Below are 26,399 nucleotides of genomic sequence, written 5' to 3'. Positions count from 1 at the left end.
TCGGCGGCCTCGGCGCACTCTTTTCACTCCTTCCATTCCTTCGTTCGATGGCAGCGCCACCGGCCTATAAGCCCGTGGCGCTGTTCGTTCTCTACTTCGCTGATGCACCAATCACATTCATCGATGCGAGGTTCTGTCCGATCATCGCGAGCGACGATGGCAGGCACATCTCGCCATGCATGCAGTCGATGTCGTAGTTCACGATCGAACCATTCACGCACGCTCGCCATTGCGCGCTACGTCGGGGTTGTCCGGGCGCTTCGGAGCGCGTCGCCGTGAAATAGACGATATCGCCATGGAACGACCGGGGCGCGTACATCGATTGCAACTGCATGTTCCGTTGCGTCGTACCGATCAGCGTTGTGACGTGCTCGTCCGTGATATACGCCGGTATCAGCCGATGCGCACGTAGCGCGACCACGCGCTCGGTGGTCGATTGCATTGCCTGAAGCGTGAGCGTGAGATCGGGCGACATGTCCGGGAACGTCGCGGCGAACAGCGCCCATTCATCGACTTCGGATGCAGTGAGTCCGTCCGGAAGACGCGAATCCAGCAACACGAGCTCGCCGATCTTCTCGCCAAGGTTTTGCAGTTGCGTCGCCATTTCGTACGCGAGCAGTCCGCCGAAGGACCAGCCGAGGAGGTGATAGGGACCGTGAGGCTGAACCGTGCGGATGCGCGCGATATAGTCCGCCGCCATGTCGACGATGCTCGCGGGACGGTAGCCGGGCTCCTTCAACGCCGGCGTCTGGACGGCGTAGAGGGGCCGGTCGTCATCGATGATCTTCGCGAGACCCGCATAACTCCACGCCAATCCGCCGACCGGATGAATGCAGAAGAGCGGTGCGCCGCTCCCCGATGCCCGGATAGGCAGAATCGGATCGAATTCGTTGTTCGAAGGCGCGGCGTTCAGTTGATCGGCGAGTTCCGCGACCGATGGCGCATTGAAGAGAACGCGAATCGAAATGTCCTGGCCGAGCTTCGCGTGAATCGATGCCATCAACTGAACAGCCAGCAACGAATGCCCGCCGAGCGCGAAGAAGTTATCGAAGACACTCACGCGCTCGAGTCCGAGGACGCTGGCAAAGCACTGCGCGAGCGTATGTTCGAGCGAGGTGCGCGGCGCGACATAAGCGGCGAGATCCTGCCACTGCGGATCGGGCAATGCGCGCCGATCGAGCTTGCCGTTGGGCGTGAGCGGCAGCGCATCGAGCGTGACGAACGCCGATGGCACCATGTAATCCGGCAAGCGCGCAGTCACATGCTCGCGAAGCGCATTCGTATCGATAGCGGTGGCGCCAGTGACATAGGCGATGAGCTGCTGGTCCTGCGTCTCTTCACGCCGCGCCCGTGCGATGACGACGGCCTCGCGCACGGCCGGATGACTCGCGAGCTGCGCTTCGATCTCGCCGAGTTCGATCCGGAAGCCGCGAATCTTGACCTGATGATCGTTGCGTCCGAGGAACTCGAGATTGCCATCGGCGCGATAGCGCGCGAGATCGCCCGTGCGATAGATGCGCGCATCGGCAATGAACGGATCGTCGAGGAAGCGCTCGGCGGTGAGCTCGGCACGATTGAGATAACCACGCGCCACCCCCGCGCCACCGATATACAACTCGCCCACGGCACCCGGCGGCACGAGCCGGTAGTGCGCATCGAGCACGTACAGATGCGTGTTGGCAATCGGCCGGCCGACCGATACCGTGGATGACCTATGCGCGTCGCGGCCCGTGCGATAGCACGAGGACCAGACCGTCGTTTCAGTCGGACCGTAGAGATTCCACAGCGCCTTGACCTTCTCGTTCAGACGCGCCGCGAGGTTCGCGGACAACGCTTCGCCGCCGCACAGCGCGGTAAGCTTCGCGCTGCCGTTCCACTGCGTGTCGAGCAGCATGCGCCAGGTGGCCGGGGTCGCCTGCATGAAGCTGATGGCGTGTGCATCGATGAGCGCTTGCAACGCGAGCGGATCGGCCGCATCGTTGCGCGATGCGAGCACGATGCGCGCGCCGGCGCTCAAGGGTAAATACAACTCCAGGCCCGCGATATCGAAGGATATCGTCGTGACAGCGAGCAGTGTGTCGGCGGCGTTCATCGAGGTGATATCGCGCATCGAGCACAGGAAGTTCAGCATCTGGCGATGCTCGATCATCACGCCTTTGGGCTTGCCTGTGGAGCCCGATGTAAAGAGCACGTATGCGAGATGATGTGGTTCGATTCTGGTTTGAGGATTGTCCTCTGATGCATCGAGCGATGCGTCCGGATCGAGCACGCTCAACGTACCCGTATCGCCGAGTGCTTCACGGCCGATGGCATCGGCGAGCAAGAGGCGCGGCGTCGAGTCAGTGAGGATGTGAGTCAGGCGTTCGCCGGGGTAAGCCGGATCGAGCGGCACATAGGCGCCGCCCGCTTTGAGTATCGCGAGCAACGCCACCACCATGCCGATGCCACGCTCCACGCACAGCGCCACGCGATCTTCCGGACGCACGCCCAACTTGATCAAATGATGCGCGAGCCGATTGGCACGCGCATTGAGTTGCGCATACGTGAGCGTCTGATCTCCAAAGATCAGCGCGATCGCATCGGGCGTGCGCTCGACCTGCTGCTCGAACAACTGATGAATGCACAGATCGACAGGGTACGACGCAGCCGTATCGTTCCACGTCTGGACCAGTAACTGACGCGTCTTGGGCGGCAGCACATCGAGTTGGTCGACGGGCGTCTGCGGTGCCTGCTCGAGTGCCTGCACGAGGCTCGATAACGCTTGCTCCATGTACCCGCACAACTGATCGGGCGAGAGCGGCGCGAGCGTTTGCGCGGTCAAGCCAAGGCTCTCGCCGTTGTCTTCGACAGCGAGCATGAGCGGATAGTTGGTGCGCTCTTCGGCGCCCAGCAGCTCGATCCCCTCGAAGGCATATTGTTCATCGGCGACGGCCTGGTTGTGGCGATAGTTCAGCAGCGCGCTAAAGAGCGGCGCGGGCGCGGCCACGCCACTGCATCGCTGAGCGAGTGCGAGCGGAGCATGCTGATGTTGCAGCAAGGCCGCGAGACGTTGATGCGTGTCACGCACGCTATCGACAACAGAGACATCGTTCACATCGAGGCGAATCGGCAAGGTGTTGATGAGCAGCCCGAGCGCCTGATCGACACCTGCCTGCATGCGCCCGAGCAGCACGGTGCCGAAGACGATGCGGCCATCGCCGGTGCTTGCCGCGTCGAGCACACGCGCCCATGCGAGATGACAGAGACTGGCGAGACTGACGCCGAGTTCTCGCGCCTGCGTGCGCAGACGCGTGTTCAACGCCGCGGGCAACGTCACGCGAGCTTCGGCAACCGAGGAGCCGTCGTGATGCACATCGGTGAAGCCGAAGGGCAGCGTGGGCTCGCTGAGCTCGGCGAGCATGTCGCGGAAGAACGCTTCATGCTCCTGCTGAGTGGCGCCGAGCCGCGCCTGCGCGACCAGATCGCGAAACGGTTGCGCCACATCGAGCGCATCGGCATGGCCCTCGAGCAATGCGCTGATCTCTTTCTGAATCACTTCGAGCGTAACGTGATCGCCGATCAGGTGATGCCACACGAGCAGCGCGAGCCAGCGCGGCGAATCGTGTTCCTTCGCGAGGGTGAGCCGAAGCAGGGGCGCCCGATGCAGAGGCAGGCGTTGCGAGCGCGCATCGAACAGACGCGCGAGTTGATCGACAGCCGGACCGTGTGCGGGATCGAGCTCGATCTCATCGATGGTGACAGGCGCTTGGCGACAGACGACCTGCGCGGGCGTGCTGATGCCGTCGTGGATGAAGGCGGTGCGCAGGATGTCGTGCCGTGCGATGATCCGTTGCAGCGCATCGAGCCAGGCATCCAGACGCTCGCGGCTATCGAAGGCGATGCGCGCGGTTTGCAGATACGGGTCGCCCTCGGTGCTCAACATGTGATGGAACAGAATGCCTTCCTGCAGCGGTGCGAGCGCGTAAATGTCCTGCACGTTCGTTATGCCGTCCGGGACTTGTTCGACGATGGAGTCGATATCCGCTTGCGTCAAGGCGATGAGCGGCAGCATGGCAGGGGTGAGCGCGGTCGTGTCGCGCGTGATGACATTGGGCGGCACGACGATATCGTGCGCAATCGCACCGCGCTCGATCGATGCGGCAAGCGTGCTGAGCACGGGCGTGGCGAAGAGATCGCGCACATTGGCGTGCAGGCCGATGCGGCGCATGCGTTCGATGAGCGTGACGGCCAGCAGCGAATGGCCGCCGAGCGCGAAGAAGTTATCCTGCCGGCCGACGCGATCGAGGCCCAGCAATTCGGCCCACAGATCGGCGAGCGACGATTCGGTCTCGCCCAAAGGCGCTTCGAAGGGACGCAACGCGAAGGCATCGGCGTGCGGATCGGGCAGCGCGTGACGGTCGAGCTTGCCGTTGGGCGTGAGCGGCAGTGCATCGAGCATGACGATCGCTGAGGGCACCATGTAATCGGGCAAGCGCTCGGCGACATGCTCGCGCAAGACACTGGCATCGACATCGGCGAGCAGCGTGACATAAGCGATGAGTTGCTGATCCTGGGAGGCTTCGCTGCGGGCCCGCGCGATGACGACCGCTTCACGCACGGCGGCATGATCCACGAGTTGCGCTTCGATCTCGCCGAGCTCGATACGGAAGCCGCGCACCTTCACCTGATGATCGTTGCGGCCGAGGAACTCGATGTTGCCATCGGCACGATAACGTGCGAGATCGCCTGTGCGGTACATGCGATCGCCGGGCATGAACGGATCGTCGCGGAAGCGTTCGGCGGTGAGTTCAGGCCGGTTGAGATAGCCACGCGCCACGCCCGCGCCGCCGATATACACTTCGCCCACCGTGCCGAGCGGCACCGGCTTGCATCGCGCATCGAGCAGATAGACGCGGGTGTTGGCGATCGGCTTGCCGATGGTCTCCTTCAGGTGATCGCCCCTATGCATCTCGATCCACGTCGAGTAAGTGGTCGTCTCGGACGGGCCATACAGATTGCACAATCGTTCGATATCGGTCTCGGCGAAGATGCGTTTCATCAGCGCGAGCCTGAGCGGCTCGCCCGCAAGGTTGATAGTCTCGACGGATGCGAGCGATGCGCCCGCATCGAGTAGGGAAGTGATCGCCGAAGGCACCGTGTTGACCAGGCTCACATCGTGCGGCTTCCTGGAAAGTGCGAGGACGTTGTCGACGAGATGCACGGTGGCGCCGCAGGTCAACGGTGCGAAGCATTCATAGATCGAAAGATCGAAATTGATCGATGTGGCAAACAGCGTGTGTGAAAGCTCTTTCGATGTAAAGGCGTTCTGCGCCCAGTTCAGGAAGTTGACGGCGTTTCGATGTTCGATGGCGACGCCCTTCGGCTTGCCCGTCGATCCCGACGTATAGATCACATACGCGAGGTTGTGCGGCGCGACCGGTGCTTGCGGATCGGCCTGCGAGAGCGTTTCGTCGTCGGATGCATGAAGATCGAGTACCGTCAGAGTGCCCGTGTCGCCCAACGCATGACGGCCGGCTGCATCGGCGATCAACAATCGAGGCGCGGCATCGGCAAGAATGTGATTCAGCCGTTCACCCGGATACGCAGGATCGAGCGGCACGTATGCGCCGCCCGCCTTGAGCGTGGCTATCAACGAGACGATCATGCCGACGCGCCGCTCCATGCATAACGCGACGCGATCTTCCGGACGCACGCGCAGCGCGATCAGTCGATGAGCAAGCCGATTCGCACGCGCATTCAGCTCCGCATACGTGAGGGATTCGTCTTCGAAGATGAGCGCGGTGGCATCGGGCGTGCGTCGAACCTGTTGCTCGAAAAGCTGATGCATGGAGAGGTGCTCGGGGTAGGCGGCTGCCGTGTCGTTCCATCGATCGAACAGCGCATACTCTTCAGGCAACACGAGTTCGAGCGCATGTAACGGTACATCGGGCCGCGCGAGCGCCTGATCCAGCAAGCGCGTGAAGCGTTCGCCGAAACGCACGATAGTCTGCCTATCGAAAAGATCGCTTGCGTAGCTGATGCTGCCCGCGAAGCGGTCGTGCGTGTGAGTCAGGTTCAGCGTGAGGTCGAACTTGGCGCCGGCTTCGGCCGGGGGCAGAAGTTCCAGCGTGAGACCGGGCAAAGCAAGCGCCTCGAGCGGCGCATTCTGCAAGACGAGCATCACTTGAAAGAGCGGCGTACGGCTCGTGTCGCGCGCCGGCGCGAGCGCTTCGACGAGTTTTTCGAAAGGCAGGTCCTGATGTGCGTAAGCGGCGAGCGTCGTATCGCGCACTTGCGTGAGCAATTCGCGCATGCTGGGCGCGCCCGACAGGTCCGCACGCAATACGAGCGTATTGACGAACAGACCGATGAGCGGTTCGATCTGTGCATGCGTGCGATTGGCGATCGGCGAGCCGACTGCCACTTGCGATTGCCCGGAGAGACGACCAAGAAGCGTCTGGAGTGTGGCGAGCAGCACCATGAATGGCGTCACGCCTTCTCGATGCGCGAGCGTGGTCACGCGCTCCGACAAGTTGGGACTCAGCGAAAAGGGCAATGTTGCGCCACGTCCGCTGATCCGCGCTGGGCGAGGGCGATCAGTCGGCAGATCGAGCGGTGCGAGTTCGGCGAGCTGAGTGCGCCAGTATTGCGTCTGTCGATCGAGTTCCGCGCCGGTGAGCCAATCGCGCTGCCACAAGGTAAAGTCGGCATACTGCACGGCCAACGGCGGCAAAGCGAGCGCTTCGTCATGCAACGCGGCCTCATAGCACGCGCCGAGTTCACGCACGAGCACGCCGATGGACCAGCCATCGGAGATGATGTGATGCATCGCGAAGAGCAGCACATGCTCGTCTTCGGCGAGGCGAAGCAGCCGCGCGCGAAGAAGCGGCCCATGCTGAAGATCGAAGGCTCGCGTGGCTTCGGCTTGCGTGATCCGGCGGACTTCGGCGGCTTGCGCGTCGGAGGCGAGCGTGCCGAGTTCGACGAGAGGCAGTGCGATCCGCAATTGCGTCGCGATACATTGAACCGCCTGCCCGTCTTGTTGCACGAACGAAGTACGCAGGCTTTCGTGACGCTCCACGAGGGCATTCAACGCAGTGTCGAGCGCCGGAACATCGAGCGACCCGCTCAGGCGCACGGCTACCGGAATGTTATAGGTCGACTGTCCGGGGTTGAGCTGTTCGAGGAACCACAAGCGTTCCTGCGCAAAAGACAGCGGTAAATGCTGCGGCCGCGTGCGTGCTTGCAGTGTCGGGATTGCGCTCACGCGACCCGCTTCCTGCTGTAAGGTTTGGCCGAGCGAAGCCACCGTCGGCGCATCGAACAATGTTCGTAAGGGCAATTCGATGCAAAGCGCCTGACGCAAGCGCGATACGAGTTGCGTGGCCAGCAACGAATGCCCGCCGAGCGCGAAGAAGTTGTCGAAGACACTCACGCGCTCGAGTCCGAGGACGCTGGCAAAGCACTGCGCGAGCGTATGTTCGAGCGAGGTGCGCGGCGCGACATAAGCGGCGAGATCCTGCCACTGCGGATCGGGCAATGCGCGCCGATCGAGCTTGCCGTTGGGCGTGAGCGGCAGCGCATCGAGCGTGACGAACGCCGATGGCACCATGTAATCCGGCAAGCGCGCAGTCACATGCTCGCGAAGCGCATTCGTATCGATAGCGGTGGCGCCAGTGACATAGGCGATGAGCTGCTGGTCCTGCGTCTCTTCACGCCGCGCCCGTGCGATGACGACGGCCTCGCGCACGGCCGGATGACTCGCGAGCTGCGCTTCGATCTCGCCGAGTTCGATCCGGAAGCCGCGAATCTTGACCTGATGATCGTTGCGTCCGAGGAACTCGAGATTGCCATCGGCGCGATAGCGCGCGAGATCGCCCGTGCGATAGATGCGCGCATCGGCAATGAACGGATCGTCGAGGAAGCGCTCGGCGGTGAGCTCGGCACGATTGAGATAACCACGCGCCACCCCCGCGCCACCGATATACAACTCGCCCACGGCACCCGGCGGCACGAGCCGGTAGTGCGCATCGAGCACGTACAGATGCGTGTTGGCAATCGGCCGGCCGACCGATACCGTGGATGACCTATGCGCGTCGCGGCCCGTGCGATAGCACGAGGACCAGACCGTCGTTTCAGTCGGACCGTAGAGATTCCACAGCGCCTTGACCTTCTCGTTCAGACGCGCCGCGAGGTTCGCGGACAACGCTTCGCCGCCGCACAGCGCGGTAAGCTTCGCGCTGCCGTTCCACTGCGTGTCGAGCAGCATGCGCCAGGTGGCCGGGGTCGCCTGCATGAAGCTGATGGCGTGTGCATCGATGAGCGCTTGCAACGCGAGCGGATCGGCCGCATCGTTGCGCGATGCGAGCACGATGCGCGCGCCGGCGCTCAAGGGTAAATACAACTCCAGGCCCGCGATATCGAAGGATATCGTCGTGACAGCGAGCAGTGTGTCGGCGGCGTTCATCGAGGTGATATCGCGCATCGAGCACAGGAAGTTCAGCATCTGGCGATGCTCGATCATCACGCCTTTGGGCTTGCCTGTGGAGCCCGATGTAAAGAGCACGTATGCGAGATGATGTGGTTCGATTCTGGTTTGAGGATTGTCCTCTGATGCATCGAGCGATGCGTCCGGATCGAGCACGCTCAACGTACCCGTATCGCCGAGTGCTTCACGGCCGATGGCATCGGCGAGCAAGAGGCGCGGCGTCGAGTCAGTGAGGATGTGAGTCAGGCGTTCGCCGGGGTAAGCCGGATCGAGCGGCACATAGGCGCCGCCCGCTTTGAGTATCGCGAGCAACGCCACCACCATGCCGATGCCACGCTCCACGCACAGCGCCACGCGATCTTCCGGACGCACGCCCAACTTGATCAAATGATGCGCGAGCCGATTGGCACGCGCATTGAGTTGCGCATACGTGAGCGTCTGATCTCCAAAGATCAGCGCGATCGCATCGGGCGTGCGCTCGACCTGCTGCTCGAACAACTGATGAATGCACAGATCGACAGGGTACGACGCAGCCGTATCGTTCCACGTCTGGACCAGTAACTGACGCGTCTTGGGCGGCAGCACATCGAGTTGGTCGACGGGCGTCTGCGGTGCCTGCTCGAGTGCCTGCACGAGGCTCGATAACGCTTGCTCCATGTACCCGCACAACTGATCGGGCGAGAGCGGCGCGAGCGTTTGCGCGGTCAAGCCAAGGCTCTCGCCGTTGTCTTCGACAGCGAGCATGAGCGGATAGTTGGTGCGCTCTTCGGCGCCCAGCAGCTCGATCCCCTCGAAGGCATATTGTTCATCGGCGACGGCCTGGTTGTGGCGATAGTTCAGCAGCGCGCTAAAGAGCGGCGCGGGCGCGGCCACGCCACTGCATCGCTGAGCGAGTGCGAGCGGAGCATGCTGATGTTGCAGCAAGGCCGCGAGACGTTGATGCGTGTCACGCACGCTATCGACAACAGAGACATCGTTCACATCGAGGCGAATCGGCAAGGTGTTGATGAGCAGCCCGAGCGCCTGATCGACACCTGCCTGCATGCGCCCGAGCAGCACGGTGCCGAAGACGATGCGGCCATCGCCGGTGCTTGCCGCGTCGAGCACACGCGCCCATGCGAGATGACAGAGACTGGCGAGACTGACGCCGAGTTCTCGCGCCTGCGTGCGCAGACGCGTGTTCAACGCCGCGGGCAACGTCACGCGAGCTTCGGCAACCGAGGAGCCGTCGTGATGCACATCGGTGAAGCCGAAGGGCAGCGTGGGCTCGCTGAGCTCGGCGAGCATGTCGCGGAAGAACGCTTCATGCTCCTGCTGAGTGGCGCCGAGCCGCGCCTGCGCGACCAGATCGCGAAACGGTTGCGCCACATCGAGCGCATCGGCATGGCCCTCGAGCAATGCGCTGATCTCTTTCTGAATCACTTCGAGCGTAACGTGATCGCCGATCAGGTGATGCCACACGAGCAGCGCGAGCCAGCGCGGCGAATCGTGTTCCTTCGCGAGGGTGAGCCGAAGCAGGGGCGCCCGATGCAGAGGCAGGCGTTGCGAGCGCGCATCGAACAGACGCGCGAGTTGATCGACAGCCGGACCGTGTGCGGGATCGAGCTCGATCTCATCGATGGTGACAGGCGCTTGGCGACAGACGACCTGCGCGGGCGTGCTGATGCCGTCGTGGATGAAGGCGGTGCGCAGGATGTCGTGCCGTGCGATGATCCGTTGCAGCGCATCGAGCCAGGCATCCAGACGCTCGCGGCTATCGAAGGCGATGCGCGCGGTTTGCAGATACGGGTCGCCCTCGGTGCTCAACATGTGATGGAACAGAATGCCTTCCTGCAGCGGTGCGAGCGCGTAAATGTCCTGCACGTTCGTTATGCCGTCCGGGACTTGTTCGACGATGGAGTCGATATCCGCTTGCGTCAAGGCGATGAGCGGCAGCATGGCAGGGGTGAGCGCGGTCGTGTCGCGCGTGATGACATTGGGCGGCACGACGATATCGTGCGCAATCGCACCGCGCTCGATCGATGCGGCAAGCGTGCTGAGCACGGGCGTGGCGAAGAGATCGCGCACATTGGCGTGCAGGCCGATGCGGCGCATGCGTTCGATGAGCGTGACGGCCAGCAGCGAATGGCCGCCGAGCGCGAAGAAGTTATCCTGCCGGCCGACGCGATCGAGGCCCAGCAATTCGGCCCACAGATCGGCGAGCGACGATTCGGTCTCGCCCAAAGGCGCTTCGAAGGGACGCAACGCGAAGGCATCGGCGTGCGGATCGGGCAGCGCGTGACGGTCGAGCTTGCCGTTGGGCGTGAGCGGCAGTGCATCGAGCATGACGATCGCTGAGGGCACCATGTAATCGGGCAAGCGCTCGGCGACATGCTCGCGCAAGACACTGGCATCGACATCGGCGAGCAGCGTGACATAAGCGATGAGTTGCTGATCCTGGGAGGCTTCGCTGCGGGCCCGCGCGATGACGACCGCTTCACGCACGGCGGCATGATCCACGAGTTGCGCTTCGATCTCGCCGAGCTCGATACGGAAGCCGCGCACCTTCACCTGATGATCGTTGCGGCCGAGGAACTCGATGTTGCCATCGGCACGATAACGTGCGAGATCGCCTGTGCGGTACATGCGCTCGCCAGAAGTGAAGGGGTCGGCGACGAAGCGCTGCGCGGTGAGCGCCGCGCGCCGCAGATAGCCGCTCGCGAGACCCGTACCGCCGATATACAACTCACCCGTCACGCCGAGCGGCACAGGACGCAGGAATTCATCGAGAACATAGGCTCGCGTGTTGGCCAACGGTCTCCCGATGGGAATCGACATGCCGTATGCGATGTCATCGTGATAGGCATGCGTCAACACGCCCACGGTCGTCTCGGTCGGGCCATAGTGATTCAGAATGCGCATGCCGGGCTTCAGTGCCTGCACGCGGCGGATCCAGTCGGAGCGCGTCGCTTCCCCGCCTAGCACGAGCAATTGCGTCGGCAATGCAGGCGCGGTGTCGAGCGTAACGTCAACGAGCGCGCGCAAATGTCCGGGCACGATCTTGAGGACATCGATTCCGCGCTGACGCATGTACTGCCCGAACAGATAGCTATCAGTGGTGCGTTCGTTCGACAGCACATGCAGCTCGTGGCCAGCGACCAGCGCACCGAACAGAATCGTATTGCCCAGATCGGTCGCGATGGTTGAAGCGAGGGCCATCTTGCACGGCGCGAGCACGTTCATCCTCGCAAGCACGCCGCTCAGATAGTTCGATAGATTCCGATGACTCAGCACGACGCCCTTGGGCTTGCCGGTCGAGCCGGACGTGTAGATCACATACGCGGGGCTGTGCGACTGCAGGTCAATGGCGGGATCGACATCGGGACATGCATCGATACGGCACGCTTCTTCGTCGGGACAAACGATCGAGACGTTAAGCGCGACCCGTGAAAGACCGTCGAGCAACGATGTCTGAGTCACGAGCAGCGATACATCGGCGTCGTCGAGCATGTACGCGAGGCGCTCGGCGACCGAGGCGGGATCGAGCGGCACATACGCAGCGCCTGCCTTGAGTATCGCCATCAACGCGACGATCATGTCGATGCCGCGCTCCATGCACAATGCGACGCGATGTTCCGGTTCGACGCCAAGCGCGATGAGATGGTGCGCAAGCCGATTAGCGCGCGCATCGAGTTGCGCATACGTGAGGGATTCGTCTTCGAAAACGAGCGCGATCGCATCGGGCGAGCGTCGGACCTGTTGGGCAAAAAGTTGATGGATACTCAAGTGCTCGGGATACGCAGCAGCAGTGTCGTTCCATCGCCTGAGCGATGCATGCTCTTCGGGTAGCACGATGTCGAACGCGTGCAGAGGCGTATCGGGTTCATCTAGCGCTTGTTCGAGCAGACGCGCGAAGCGTTCCCCGAGCCTTGCAATCGTGTGCTCGTCGAAAAGATCGGATGCGTAGCTCAGTCTGCCAGTAAAGCGCCCTTGCGTGTGCGCGAGCTTCAACGTGAGATCGAACTTCGCGCCGGCTTCGGAAGGAGGCAGCAACTCGAGCGTGAGTCCGGGCAAGGCGAGCGGCTCCGCCGGGGCGTTCTGCAACACGAACATCGCCTGGAACAGCGCCGTACGGCTAGTATCGCGAGCGGGCGCGAGTGCTTCGACGAGCTTCTCGAACGGCAAGTCCTGATGCGCGTACGCGGCGAGCGTCGTATCGCGAACTTGCCTGAGCAATGTACGCAACGAAGGCGAGCCGGAGAGATCCGCGCGCATGACGAGCGTATTGATGAACAGGCCGATGAGCGGCTCGACTTGCGCATGCGTGCGATTGGCGATCGGCGAGCCCACCGCGATATCCGTTTGCCCGGACAAACGCGCGAGGAGCGTCTGGAAGACGGCGAGCAGCAGCATGAAGGGCGTGGCGCCTTCGCGTTGCGCGAGCGCGATCAGCCGCTCGGAAAGCGCCGGGCTGAGGGCGAAGGGCAAGCTGGCACCGCGCCCGCTGATGTGCGAGGGCCGGGGGTGATCGGTCGGCAGATCGAGCGGCGCGAGGCCTTCGAGCCGATTGCGCCAGTACCGAGTCTGTCTTTCGAGCTCGGCGCCGGCGAGCCAATCGCGCTGCCACAAGGTGAAGTCGGCGTACTGCACATCGAGCGGCGGCAACGCAGCAGGCGCGTTCGACAACGCCGCCGTGTAGCACGCGCCGAGTTCACGCACGAGCACGCCCGTCGACCAGCCATCGTAGATGATGTGATGGATCGTGAACAGCAGGACATGCTCTCGCGCGGACAGGCGCATCAATCTCGCTCGGAGCAGCGGACCCTGTTCAAGATCGAATGCGCGTGTTGCCTCATCTTGTGCGAGGCGGCGGACTTCGGTGGCCTGCGCATCGGCATCGAGCGTATCGAGCGCGATCAGCGGCACGGTGACCTGCGCTTGCATTGCGATGCGTTGAACCGGAACGCCGTCGTGTTGCGCGAAGCAAGTGCGCAGGACTTCATGCCGATCGATGAGCGCGTTCATCGCGGTCTGCAACGCCCGAGCATCGAGCGATCCGGTGAGACGCACGGCCACTGGAATGTGATACGCGGACTGACCCGGGTTGAGTTGCTCGAGGAACCATAAACGTTCCTGCGCGAAGGACAACGGCAGATGCGCGGGGCGCTCGCGCGTCTGCAAAGGCGGCAAGATGCTCGCGCGATCCGAAGGCGCATCGAGCGTCAGCGCTTCGGCAAGCAAAGCGACGCCAGGCGCATCGAACAGCGTCCGCAAGGGCAGCTCGATCGCAAGCGTCTGACGCAAACGCGAGACGAGTTGCGTAGCAAGCAGCGAATGGCCGCCGAGCGAGAAGAAGTTGTCGAAGACGCTCACGCGTTCGAGGCCGAGTACATCGGCGAAACACTTCGCGAGCGTGTGTTCGAGCAAGGTGCGCGGCGCGACATACGCGGCAAGGTTTTGCCATTCAGGATCGGGCAAAGCGCGACGATCGAGCTTGCCGTTGGGTGTCAGCGGCAGCGCGTCGAGCAGCACGAAGGCCGACGGCACCATATAGTCGGGCAGACGAGAACGTGCATGTTCCCGAAGTGCCTCGATGTCGATATCGCCGGTTGCCGTAACATAAGCGACGAGTTGCTGATCCAGCGTTTTTTGATGCCGCATGCGGCCGATGACGACAGCCTCGCGCACCGACGGATGACTGGCGACGTGCGCTTCGATCTCGCCGAGCTCGATACGGAAGCCGCGTATCTTGACTTGATGATCGTTGCGTCCGAGGAACTCGATATTGCCATCGGCGCGATAACGCGCGATATCGCCGGTTCGATACATGCGCGCGCCCGCGATGAACGGATCATCGATGAAACGTTCGGCCGTGAGTTCGGGCCGGTTCAGATAACCACGCGACACACCCGCGCCGCCTATAAACAACTCACCGATCGCGCCCGGCGGAACCCGCCGAAGGTGCGCATCGAGCAGATAGATGCGCGCGTTGGCAATCGGCTTGCCGATGACCGGCTGCACCTGGTCTGCCGTGATCTCGGTAAGCGCCGCATCGACGGTGCATTCGGTCGGACCGTAGACGTTGAACGCGCGAATCTGTTCAGCGTTCGCCAGTCGATTCCACGTCTGTTGTGTGATCGCTTCGCCGCCGATAAGCAAGGTCAGCTTCGACCGCCGGCGTTCGAGCAAGCCGCTGGCGAGCATGACATCGAGTTGAGTGGGCGTGCAGTCGAGCGCGTCGATATCGGCGTTGTTCAGATAGTCGATGAGCACCGCACTATCGGTGCGCACGTCCGCGGGAATCACGATCAGTCGATGACCTGCAAGCAGCGCCGTGAGGCTCTTCAATGAAGAGTCGAACGCGATGCTCGCGTTCAGACCGATGCCGGAGCGCGCGGCGCAACGTGCGAACACCGTCGATTGCAGCGCGTAATGCAGATTCACGACATGGCGATGTTCGACCATCACGCCCTTGGGCTTGCCGGTGGAGCCGGAGGTGTAGATGACGTAGGCGAGATGATGCGGCGCGACGTTCGTTTGCGGGTTCTCTTGTGGGAGCGCTTCATCGAGCGATGCATCGATTTCGAGTACGCCGAGCGCGCCGGTGTCGCCCAATGCTTCCCGGCCCGCGGCATCGGCGAGCAGCAGACGCGGCGCGGCATCGGTGAGGATTTGGTTCAGGCGCTCGCCCGGATAGGCCGGATCGAGCGGCACGTAAGCGCCGCCTGCCTTGAGTATCGCCATCAACGCGACGATCATGCCGATGCTGCGCTGCATGCACAGCGCGACGCGATCGTCCGGCCGGACGCCGAGCGCGATCATTCGATGCGCAAGCCGATTCGCACGCGCATTGAGTTCGGCATACGTGAGCGAATCGCCTTCGAATACCAGCGCGGTCGCTTCAGGCGAGCGCCGAACCTGCTGCTCGAACAGACGATGGACGCATACATCTTCGGGATGCGCCTCGGCCGTGCCGTTCCATCGTTCGAGCAGCGCATGCTCGTCAGGCAGCACCAGTTCGAACGCGTGCAAGGGCGCATCCGGTTGATCGAGCGCCTGTTCGAGCAGACGCGTGAAGCGTTCGCCCAAGCGCACGATCGTCTGTTCATCGAACAGGTCGGTCGCATAAGCGAGCGTGCCTTGGAATCGATCTTGTGTATGCGTCAGATTCAGCGTGAGATCGAACTTCGCGCCGGCATCGGCGGGGCGCATCACTTCCAGCGTCAGGCCGGGCAGCGCGAGCGGCTCCATCGGCGCGTTCTGAAGGACGAACATGACCTGGAACAACGCCGTGCGGCTGGTGTCGCGAACCGGCGCGAGCGCTTCGACGAGCTTCTCGAACGGCAAGTCCTGATGCGCGTAAGCGGCGAGCGTGGTCTCACGCACTTGCGCGAGCAGTTCACGCAGCGACGGCGATCCCGAAAGATCGGCGCGCAAGACGAGCGTGTTGACGAACAGGCCGATGATCGGTTCCGTCTGCGCATGCGTGCGGTTTGCGATCGGCGACCCTATGGCGATGTCGTTTTGACCGGACAGTCGCGCGAGCAGCGTCTGGAAGACGGCGAGCAGCAGCATGAACGGCGTGACGCCCTCCCGATTCGCAAGCGCGTCGATCCGTTCGCATAACGCGGCACCTACCGCGAATGGCACACTCGCACCGCGTCCGCTCATTTGCGATGGACGTGGGCGATCGGCGGGCAGGTTCAGCGGTGCGAGTTCGGCGAGCTGATTGCGCCAGTATTGCGTCTGACGGTCGAGTTCTGCACCCGCCAGCCAATCGCGCTGCCACAAGGTGAAGTCGGCGTATTGCACGGCCAGCGGCGGCAGTGAAACAGGCTCATTGCGTAACGCAGCCGCATAGCCCGCACCGAGTTCACGCACGAGCACGCCCGTCGACCAGCCATCCGAGACGATATGATGCATCGTGAACAGCAGCACATGTTCGTCTTGTGCAACGCGCAGCAGGAGTGCGCGCAGCAACGGACCGCGCTGAAGATCGAATGCCCGCGTGGCTTCGTCCTGCGCGAGTCGACACAGTTCGGCGGCTTGCGCACCAGATGCTAGCGCATCGAGCGCGATGACCGGCAGCGCGATGTGCAAGTGCGGCGCGATGCATTGCACGGCCTGTCCGTCGTATTGCGCGAACGTGGTTCGCAAGCTCTCGTGACGCTCCACGAGCGCGTTCAGCGCGGTCTCGAATGACGGCACATCGAGCGATCCGTTCAGACGCACCGCGACTGGAATGTTATACGCGGATTGTCCGGGATCCAGTTGTTCGAGGAACCACATACGTTGCTGCGCGAAGGAAAGCGGCAGATGAGCGGGTCGCTCGCGTGCTTGCAGAGGCGGCAAGGCGCTCGCGACGCGACGTGACTCATCGAGCGCAAGCACTTCGGCAAGCGCTGCAACGTTCGGCGCATCGAACAAGGCACGCAGCGGCAAGTCGATGGAGAGCGCTTGGCGCACGCGCGAAACGAGTTGCGTGGCCAGCAGCGAATGACCGCCCAGCGAGAAGAAGTTATCGAACACGGCGACACGTCGAAGGCCGAGCACACTGGCAAAGCATTGCGCGAGGGTTTCTTCCAGCGATGTGCGCGGCGCGACATATGTGGCCTGATCCTGCCACTGCGGATCGGGCAATGCGCGACGATCGAGCTTGCCGTTGGGCGTCAGCGGCAAGGCATCGAGCACCACGAACGCCGAGGGCACCATGTAATCGGGTAAGCCCGATGCAAGATGTTCGCGCAACATGCCCGCGTCGATCTCGTCCGTACCGGTGACGTACGCGATGAGTTGCTGATCCTGCGTCGCTTCATGCCGCGTGCGCGCGATGACGACAGCCTCCCGCACCGACGGATGACTCGCGATCTGCGCCTCGATCTCGCCGAGTTCGATACGGAAACCGCGAATCTTGACTTGATGATCGTTGCGTCCGAGAAATTCGATGTTGCCATCGGCGCGATAGCGTGCGATGTCGCCGGTGCGATACATGCGCCCGCCCGGTACGAAGGGATCGTCGAGGAAGCGCTCGGCGGTGAGTTCGGGACGGTTCAGATAGCCGCGTCCGACACCCGCGCCGCCGACATAGAGTTCGCCCACGGCGCCGACAGGCATCAGGCGGCGCTCGGCATCCAGCAGATAGATGCGCGTGTTCGCGATGGGACCGCCGATCGGCACCGGGTTCGACTCTTCCGGCAGGCACCGATACGCGGTCGCCCAAACCGTCGCTTCCGTCGGACCGTATTCGTTGTAGAGGGCGACCGGTCGAGGCAGCGTGGAGCTTTGCTTCGCGAGTCCGGGCGGGCACGCTTCGCCCGCTACGATGATCTCGCGAAGCTTATGATCATCGCTCGACGACATACTGTCGAGAATGGCCTGACCGAGCGACGGCACGCACAACACACGCGTGATGTCGCGGTGCCGCACCAGTTCGATGATCGCGTGCGGGTCTCGCGCGGTATCGAGATCGACGAGCGCAAGACAGCCTCCGTTCGTGAGCGTGCCGAAGAGGCCCGCGACGGAGCTGTCGAACGCGAGCGACGACAGCAGCAGGAAGCGTTCGTTCGGTGCGCGCTCATAGAACCGGTGCCGCGCGAAGGTGGACGCGACGAGCGTTCCGTGCTCGATCGCCACGCCTTTGGGCTTGCCGGTCGAACCCGATGTGTAGATCACGTAAGCAAGGTTGTTCGGGCTGACGTTCGGGCGCGGATCATCCTGCGGATACGCGTCGTCGAGCGCTGCTTGCGGATCGATGACAGTGAGCGAACCCGTGTCGCCCAATGCTTCGCGACCGGCGGCATCGGCAATGAGCAGACGAGGCATCGCATCGGTGAGGATATGCGTCAGGCGTTCGCCCGGATAAGCGGGATCGAGCGGCACGTACGCGCCGCCTGCCTTCAGTATCGCCATCAACGCGACGATTCCTCCGATGCCGCGTTCCATGCAGAACGCGACGCGATCTTCCGCTTGCACGCCGAGCGCGATCAGCCGATGCGCAAGCAGGTTCGCGCGCGCATCGAGCTGCGTGTACGTGAGCGACTGGTCCGCGAAGATGAGCGCGAGGGCATCCGGCGTGCGCCGGACTTGCTCTTCGAAGAGTTGCTGAATGCAAACATCGTCGCGATAAGCCGTTGCCGTGTCGTTCCATCGTTCGAGGAGCGCGTGCTCCTCGGGCAGCACGATGTCGAGCGCAAAGAGCGGCGCATCGGGCTGATCGAGCGCCTGTTCGAGCAAGCGCGCGAAGCGCTCGCCGAAGCGCGCGATGGTGCGTTCATCGAAGAGGTCGGTGGCGTAGTTCAGGCTGCCGGTCAGATGGTCTTGCGTATGAGTCAGGTCCAACGTGAGATCGAACTTGGCGCCGGCTTCGGCCGGTGGCAGCGGTTCCAGCGTGAGGCCGGGCATCGCGAGTGGTTCAAGCGGCGCGTTCTGTAACACGAACATCACCTGAAACAACGCGGGGCGGCTAGTGTCCCGAACCGGCGCGAGTGCTTCGACGAGCTTTTCGAACGGCAAATCCTGATGCGCGTAAGCAGCGAGCGTCGTTTCGCGGACTTGCGTGAGCAGCGTACGCAACGACGGCGATCCCGAAAGATCGGCGCGCAGCACGAGCGTATTGACGAAGAGGCCGATGAGTGGCTCGATCTGTGCATGCGTGCGATTGGCGATGGGCGAGCCGACGGCGACATCGTTCTGTCCGGACAGGCGCGCAAGCAGCGTCTGGAACACGGCGAGTAGCAGCATGAAAGGCGTGACGCCTTCCCGCTGCGCGAACGCATACAGCCGTTCGCACAGCGCGGGGCTGAGCGCGAAAGGCAAGGTCGCGCCGCGTCCGCTGATCTGTGCGGGGCGTGGACGGTCGAGAGGCAAGTCCAGCGGCGCGAGATCGGCAAGACGACCGCGCCAGTATTGCGTCTGGCGTTCCAGTTCCGCATCGGCGAGCCAGGCACGCTGCCAAATCGTGAAGTCGGCGTACTGCACGGGCAAGGGCGGAAGCGCAACCGGCTCCTTGCGCACGGCAGCCGTATAGCATGCGCCGAGTTCGCGAACGAGCACGCCGATAGACCAGCCGTCCGAGACGATGTGATGCATCGTGAACAACAGGACATGTTCAGCGGATGACAACCGCAGCAATCGCGCGCGAAGCAGCGGTCCATGTTGAAGATCGAAGGCGCGCGAGGCTTCGATCTGCGCGAGACGGCGGACCTCGGCGCTTTGCTCATCGGCGACGCGTTCATCGAGTTCGATGATCGGCAGCGCGATCTTCAGGCTGGACGCTATGCATTGCATCGCTTGGCCGTCGTGCTCCACGAACGATGTGCGAAGGCTCTCGTGACGTGCCACGAGCGCGTTCAACGCGGTTTCGAATGCGTGAACATCGAGCGAGCCGAAAAGGCGCACGGCGACGGGTATGTTGTACGTCGATTGTCCCGGATCGAGTTGATCGAGGAACCACAAGCGTTCCTGTGCGAACGACAGCGGCACTTGCGCGGGACGCGGCAACGCTTGCAACGGCGGGCGCGCCCCGGCGCGATGAGCCGTGTCCTCCAACGCGTCGGCGAGCGCGGCGACGCTCGGCGCATCGAACAGCGTGCGCAAGGACAATTCGATCGACAGGGCTTCGCGCAGTCGCGAGACGAGTTGCGTGGCGAGCAGCGAGTGTCCGCCAAGCGCAAAGAAGTCATCGAAGATGCTCACGCGTTCGAGGCCGAGCACGCTGGCAAAGCACTCGGCAAGCGATGTCTCGAGCGATGTCCGCGGCGCGACATACACGGCGAGGTTCTGCCATTGCGGATTAGGCAGCGCACGTCGATCCAGCTTGCCGTTCGTCGTCAGCGGCAAGGCATCGAGCGTCACGAACGCGGACGGCACCATGTAATCCGGCAGACGCGAACCGAGATGCTCGCGAAGGTCGCTCGTGTCGATGTCGGAAACGCCGGTGATATAGGCGATGAGTTGCTGATCCTGCGTCGCTTCATCGCGTGCGCGCGCGATGACGACGGCTTCGCGCACCGCCGGATGACTGGCGATCTGCGCTTCGATCTCTCCCAACTCGATACGAAAGCCTCGAACCTTGACCTGATGATCGTTGCGCCCGAAAAACTCCAGACTGCCATCGGGACGATACCGTCCGAGATCGCCCGTGCGATAGAGCCGCGCGCCCGGAACGAAGGGATCGTCGATGAAACGCTCCGCGGTCAGCTCGGGCCGATTGAGATAGCCGCGCGCCACGCCCGCGCCGCCGACATACAACTCGCCGACCGCACCGACAGGCGCGAGCCGCTGTTGCGCATCGAGCAGATAGATCGTGAGGTCAGGAATGCGCACGCCGATCGGGCTGTGGCTGTCCGCGCAGTCTTCGCGATCGAGCGGTCGATAAGTCACATGCACGGTCGTCTCGGTGATGCCGTACATGTTGACGAGGCGCGGATGCCGATCCGAATGACGCGCGTACCACGGCTCCAGCATCGAAGGATTCAACGCCTCGCCGCCGAATATCACATAGCGCAACGCGGTGGGCGCATCGTTCGTCTCCTGCGCCTGAATCAATGCGCGAAACGCGCTCGGTGTCTGATTCAGTACGGTCACGCGTTCCCGCTGAAGCAGTCGAAGAAAGTCGGGCGCGAAGCGCGCAAGCTGTTGCGGCACGATCACGAGCTTGCCGCCATAACGCAGCGCGCCCCACATTTCCCAGACCGAGAAGTCGAAGGCGAACGAGTGGAACAGGCACCATACGTCGCGTTCATCGAAATTGAACCAGTCGTGCGTCGCATCGAAGAGGCGAACGATCTGCGCGTGCTCGATCATCACACCCTTGGGCTTGCCGGTAGAACCGGACGTGTAGATCACGTATGCGAGATGCGACGGAGCGACGGCCGTGACCGGATCGTCTTGCGAGATGTCGTCGTCGAGCAATGCATCGGGATCGATCACGGTAAGCTCGCCCGTATCGCCGAGCGCCGCGCGGCCGGGGGCGTCGGCGAGCAACAGGCGCGGCGTCGAGTCGCTGAGAATGTGGCTCAGGCGCTCGCCCGAATAAGCGGGATCGAGCGGCACATAAGCGCCACCGGACTTGAGGATCGCGAGCAACGCGACCATCATGCCGATGCCACGCTCCACGCATAACGCGACGCGATCTTCCGGTCCCACGCCCAGCGCGATCAGACGATGCGCGAGCCGGTTCGCTCGCGCATTGAGCTTCGCATAGGTCATGGATTGATCTTGGAAGACGAGCGCGACCGCGTCGGGCACGCGCCTGGCCTGTTGCTCGAAAAGCTGGTGAATGCACATGTCCGATGGATACGAAGCCGTGTCGTTCCATGTCTTCACCAGCAACTCATACGTGTCGGGCGGCACGACGTCGAGCTGATTCACCGGCGTTTGCGGCGCTTCTTCGAGTGCGTGCGCAAGGCTCGACAAAGCCTGCGCCATATATCCACAGAGCTGTGCGGGCGACAGCGGCGCAACGGTCTGCGCGATGAGACCGAGACTATCGCCGTTGTCATCGACGCACAACGTCAGCGGATAATTGGTGCGCTCTTCGGCGCCGAGCAGTTCGATGCCGTCGAAGGCCGTGTGCCGGTCGTCGGATGCGCGATTATGACGATAGTTGAGCAGCGCATTGAAGAGCGGCGCGGGCGCGGCGACGCCGCTGCATCGTTGAGCGAGCGCGAGCGGGGCATGCTGATGCTGCAGCAGCGCGGCGAGACGGTCATGCGCAATACGCGCGCTGTCAGCGACGGAAGCGTCGTCGATGTCGAAGCGAACCGGCAAGGTGTTGATTACGAGCCCGAGCGCCTGGTCGACGCCCGCCTGCATGCGTCCGAGCAACACGGTGCCGAATACCACGCACCCATCGGAATCCAGTGCGCTGCCCGCGTTCAACACGCGCGCCCACGCGAGATGACAGAGACTCGCGAGACTGACGCCGATATGCCGGGCCTGCGCGCGCAGACGCGCATCGAGCTCGGCGGGCAGCGTGATTTGCGCTTCGGCGACGGCCGAGCCGTCGTGATGCACATCGGTCAAGCCGAACGGCAACGTGGGCTCGCTGACATCGGCGAGCATGTCGCGGAAAAAGGCTTCCTGCGCGTCATGGTTCGCCCCGAGCCGGGCCTGCGCGACAAGGTCGCGGAATGGTTGCGCCGCGCCCAACGCGTGCGCGCGGCCATCGAGAATCGCGCCGATTTCCGCATGCATGACCTCGAGCGTCGCATGATCGCCGATCAGATGATGCCAGTTCAATTGCATCAGCCAGCGATCCCCGCTCGCGTCGCGTGCGATTGCAATCTGCATCAGGGGCGCGCGAGCGAGATCGAGGCGCTGCGTGCGCGCATCGAAATGATGCGTCAGATCGTCGACCTCGACGATCGTCACGGGCGCATGACGCAGGACGACTTGCGCCGCCGTCGTCACGCCTTCGTGAACGAACGCAGTGCGCAGAATGTCATGCCGCGCGACGACCTGTTGCAACGCATCGACCCATGCATCGAGACGGGCGCGGCTGTCGAACGCGAGGCGCGCGGTTTGCAGATACGGATCGCCTTCCGTCGTGAGCATGTGATGAAACAGGATGCCTTCCTGAAGCGGCGCGAGTGCATAGATATCCTGAACGTTAGAGATTCCGCCAGGCATTTGATCGGCGATGCGATCGATATCCGTCTGCGTCAGCGAGATGAGCGGCAGCATGTCCGGCGTGATGGCGCTGTTCGCGGGCGTGATGACATTGGGCGGCACGACAATGTCGGACTTCGGCGCGGCGTAATCGATGGCATCGGCGAATGCGCTGAGCACGGGCGTCGCGAAGAGATCTCGCACGCTCGCTTGCAGCCCGATGCGCCGCAAGCGCTCGATGAGCGTCACCGCGAGCAGCGAGTGGCCGCCGAGCGCGAAAAAATTGTCATGCCGACCGACACGTTCGATTCCCAGCAGTTCAGCCCACAGTCCGGCAAGCGCGCTTTCGGTGCGACCTTGCGGTGCTTCGAAGGGACGCAGCGCGAAGGCGTCGGCTTGCGGATCGGGCAACGCGCGGCGATCGAGCTTGCCGCTCGGCGTAAGCGGCAGCGCATCGAGCGCAACGAACGCGGCGGGCGTCATATAGTCGGGAAGACGCGTGCTCAGATGTTCGCGCAAGTCGCTGGCATCGATGCCGAATTCATCGCGTGCGGTGACATAGGCGATGAGTTGCTGATCCTGCGAGCCGGGCGTGCGCGAACGCGCAATCACCACCGCATCGCGCACGGCCGGATGACTCGCGATCTGCGTCTCGATCTCGCCGGGCTCGATGCGGAAGCCGCGAATCTTGATTTGCAGATCATTGCGTCCGAGGAATTCGATATTGCCGTCGAGATGAAAGCGGGCGAGATCGCCGGTGCGGTACATGCGTGCGCCGGGCACGAACGGATCGTCGAGAAAGCGCTCGGCCGTGAGCTCGGGACGATTCAGATAGCCGCGCGCGACACCCGCGCCGCCGATATACAGCTCGCCCACCGCGCCAGGCGGCACCGTGCGACGCCGTGCGTCGAGCACATACGTGCGCGTGTTGGCGAGCGGCTTGCCGATAACCGGTCGCGCCTGTTCATGCGTGATCTCCGCGAAAGTCGCATCTACCGTGCATTCGGTCGGACCATAGACGTTGAACGCACGTATGCCTTGTGCGCGCGCAAGACGGCTCCACGTCTGCGGCGTGAGCGGTTCACCGCCGACGAGCACGGTCAGTGGCGCTTGCCGTCGTTCGAGCAGACCGGCCGAGAACAGCGATTCGAGTTGCGTCGGCGTGCAGTCGAAAACGTCGATACCGGATGTGTCGAGAAAATCGACGAGCGCCATCGCGTCGGTGCGCACATCGGCGGGAACGATGACGAGCCGATGCCCGGACAGCAACGCGGTGAGATTCTGCACCGACGCATCGAAGGCGATGCTTGCGTTCAGCGTCACGCCCGCATGCGGCGCGCAATGCGCGAACACGGTCGATTGCAACGCATGATGCAGGTTCATCACGTGCCGGTGCTCGACCATCACGCCCTTGGGCTTGCCGGTGGACCCCGACGTGTAGATCACATACGCGAGATGATGCGAGGCGAGGGCGGGCACGTGCGGATCGTCGTTCGGCAGCGCATCGTCGAGCGATGCATCCGGATCGAGCACCGTAAGCGCGCCGATATCACCGAGCGCGTGACGGCCCGCTGCATCGGCGACGAGCAACCGAGGCGAGGCATCGCCGAGTATGTAACTCAGACGTTCGCCCGGGTAAGCTGGATCGAGCGGGATGTAAGCGCCGCCCGACTTGAGTATGCCGAACAACGCGACGATCGCGCCGATGCCGCGCTCCATACACAAGGCGACGCGATCTTCGGGACGCACGCCGAGCGCGATGAGCCGATGCGCGAGCCGGTTCGCGCGCGCATTGAGCTGCGCAAACGTGAGTGATGCGCCATCGCAGACGAGTGCGACGGCGTCGGACGTGAGCCGTGCCTGCTGCTCGAGAAGCCGCTGAATGCACTCATGCTCCGGATACGGCGCGGTCGTGTCGTTCCAGCGTTCGAGGAGCGCCTGCCTTTCAGGTAACACGAGCTGAAGCGTATGCAGCGGCGCATCGGGCCGATCGAGCACTTGTTCGAGGAGACGTGTGAAGCGGCGCGCGTGCGCCTCGACGGACTCGGGCGTATAGAGCAACGGATTGCCATCGAACATCAATTCGATGCCAAGTTCATCGCCCTGGTCATGCACGATCAGCGCGAGATCATCGGGCGTGCCATAGAACGAGCGATTCGAGCCGATGACGCAGCCCGCGAAGTTCAGCGCACGGCTGTACTCCGGCATGATGTTCACCGTGGGACCGAAGAGCGGCCTGTCGGCTTCGATGCGGCCGACATCGCGCCGGATATCTTTCACGCGATAGCGCTGATGACGCAGTACGCGGCGGCTTTGCCGCGCGACGGCATCGAGAAGATCGACGATGGTCGTGCGTTCGTCGACGATCGCTCGTAACGGCAGCGCATTCGACAACATGCCCGGCACGCTTCTCGCCAGACGTCCGACGCGGGCGGTGACGGGCAACCCGAGCACCACTTCGGGCTGGCCGCTCAGACGTGCGACATAGGCGGCCATGACCGCCGTCATGATTTGCGGCCAGGTCGTGCCGTTGCGTTCGGCCATATCGCGCATGAGCGCGGTCGTGTCGGGCGACAGACGGATCCGCGCGCTCGCCTGCGAATAGGCTTCTGCGGGCATCGGCTCGGGCGCCATGCATGCCGAGAGGATCACAGGCTCGGGGCAACCCGCCATGTATTCGTGCCAGAACTGCCGATCGTTTTCGAAGGCGCTGGACGCGCGATACGCGGCGTCGTTATCGAGGAGATCGGCAAGACGCGCCCAGCCGGACGGTGCGGGATCGTCTCCTTGGATCAGTGCCGAGTAAATGGCTGCGAGCCGCTGCGTGAACAGCAAAAACGAAAAGCCATCGAACGCTACATGGTGAATCCGCTGGAAGAAGAAGAAGCGCGTGGGGCTCGCCTGAAAGAGCTGCCCATCGAATAGCGGCCAATGGCCGAGGTCGAAGGCGGTGGCGAGCGCGATCTGCACAGCGCGATCGATCGCTTCCAGCGGATCGGGTGCATCGCTTACATCGACCACGCGCAGTGTGAAGTGCAACGGCTCATCGGGAACCGTCTGACGCGGCAAGCCGTCGGTGACGAAGAGGCGCACGCGCATGCCTTCGGCTTCGTCGATGGTTTGCCGCAGCGCTGCCTGAAGCGCATCGACATCGAGCGGTCCGATGATCTCCGTGAGTTGAGCAAGATTGAAGCGCGGATCGCGCAAATCGAGTTGCTGTCGAAAGAAGATGCCCGATTGAGCGGGCGTGATGGGAAAACCGTGCATGGCGTCGATCCGTAGTGGAGAGCACGCGCGTGCTCTGAAAGCGATAGTCGAGAACGTCGTCATCGGAACGCGTGGA

General features: G+C 63.1%; 1 protein-coding gene. It reads right to left on the bottom strand.

All coding sequences use genetic code 11. The annotated features are described in order from the left end of the window. Positions 1-91: 91 nt before the first annotated feature. On the bottom strand, positions 92-26,323 hold the full coding sequence (locus QCE49_RS33760; protein ID WP_309806867.1) for a non-ribosomal peptide synthase/polyketide synthase: 26,232 nt from the start codon (positions 26,321-26,323) through the stop codon (positions 92-94). Positions 26,324-26,399 lie beyond the last annotated feature (76 nt).

It is taken from the genome of Caballeronia sp. LZ008, from assembly GCF_031451435.1.
Classification (GTDB): Bacteria; Pseudomonadota; Gammaproteobacteria; order Burkholderiales; family Burkholderiaceae; genus Caballeronia; species Caballeronia zhejiangensis.
The sequence above is the reverse complement of the archived record's forward strand: the minus strand, read 5'-3'. Positions and strand labels throughout refer to the sequence as shown.

Bases quoted from the DNA above. Each gene is read 5' to 3' on its own strand.
- QCE49_RS33760 (WP_309806867.1), bottom strand. From the start codon at position 26,323: ATGCACGGTTTTCCCATCACGCCCGCTCAATCGGGCATCTTCTTTCGA.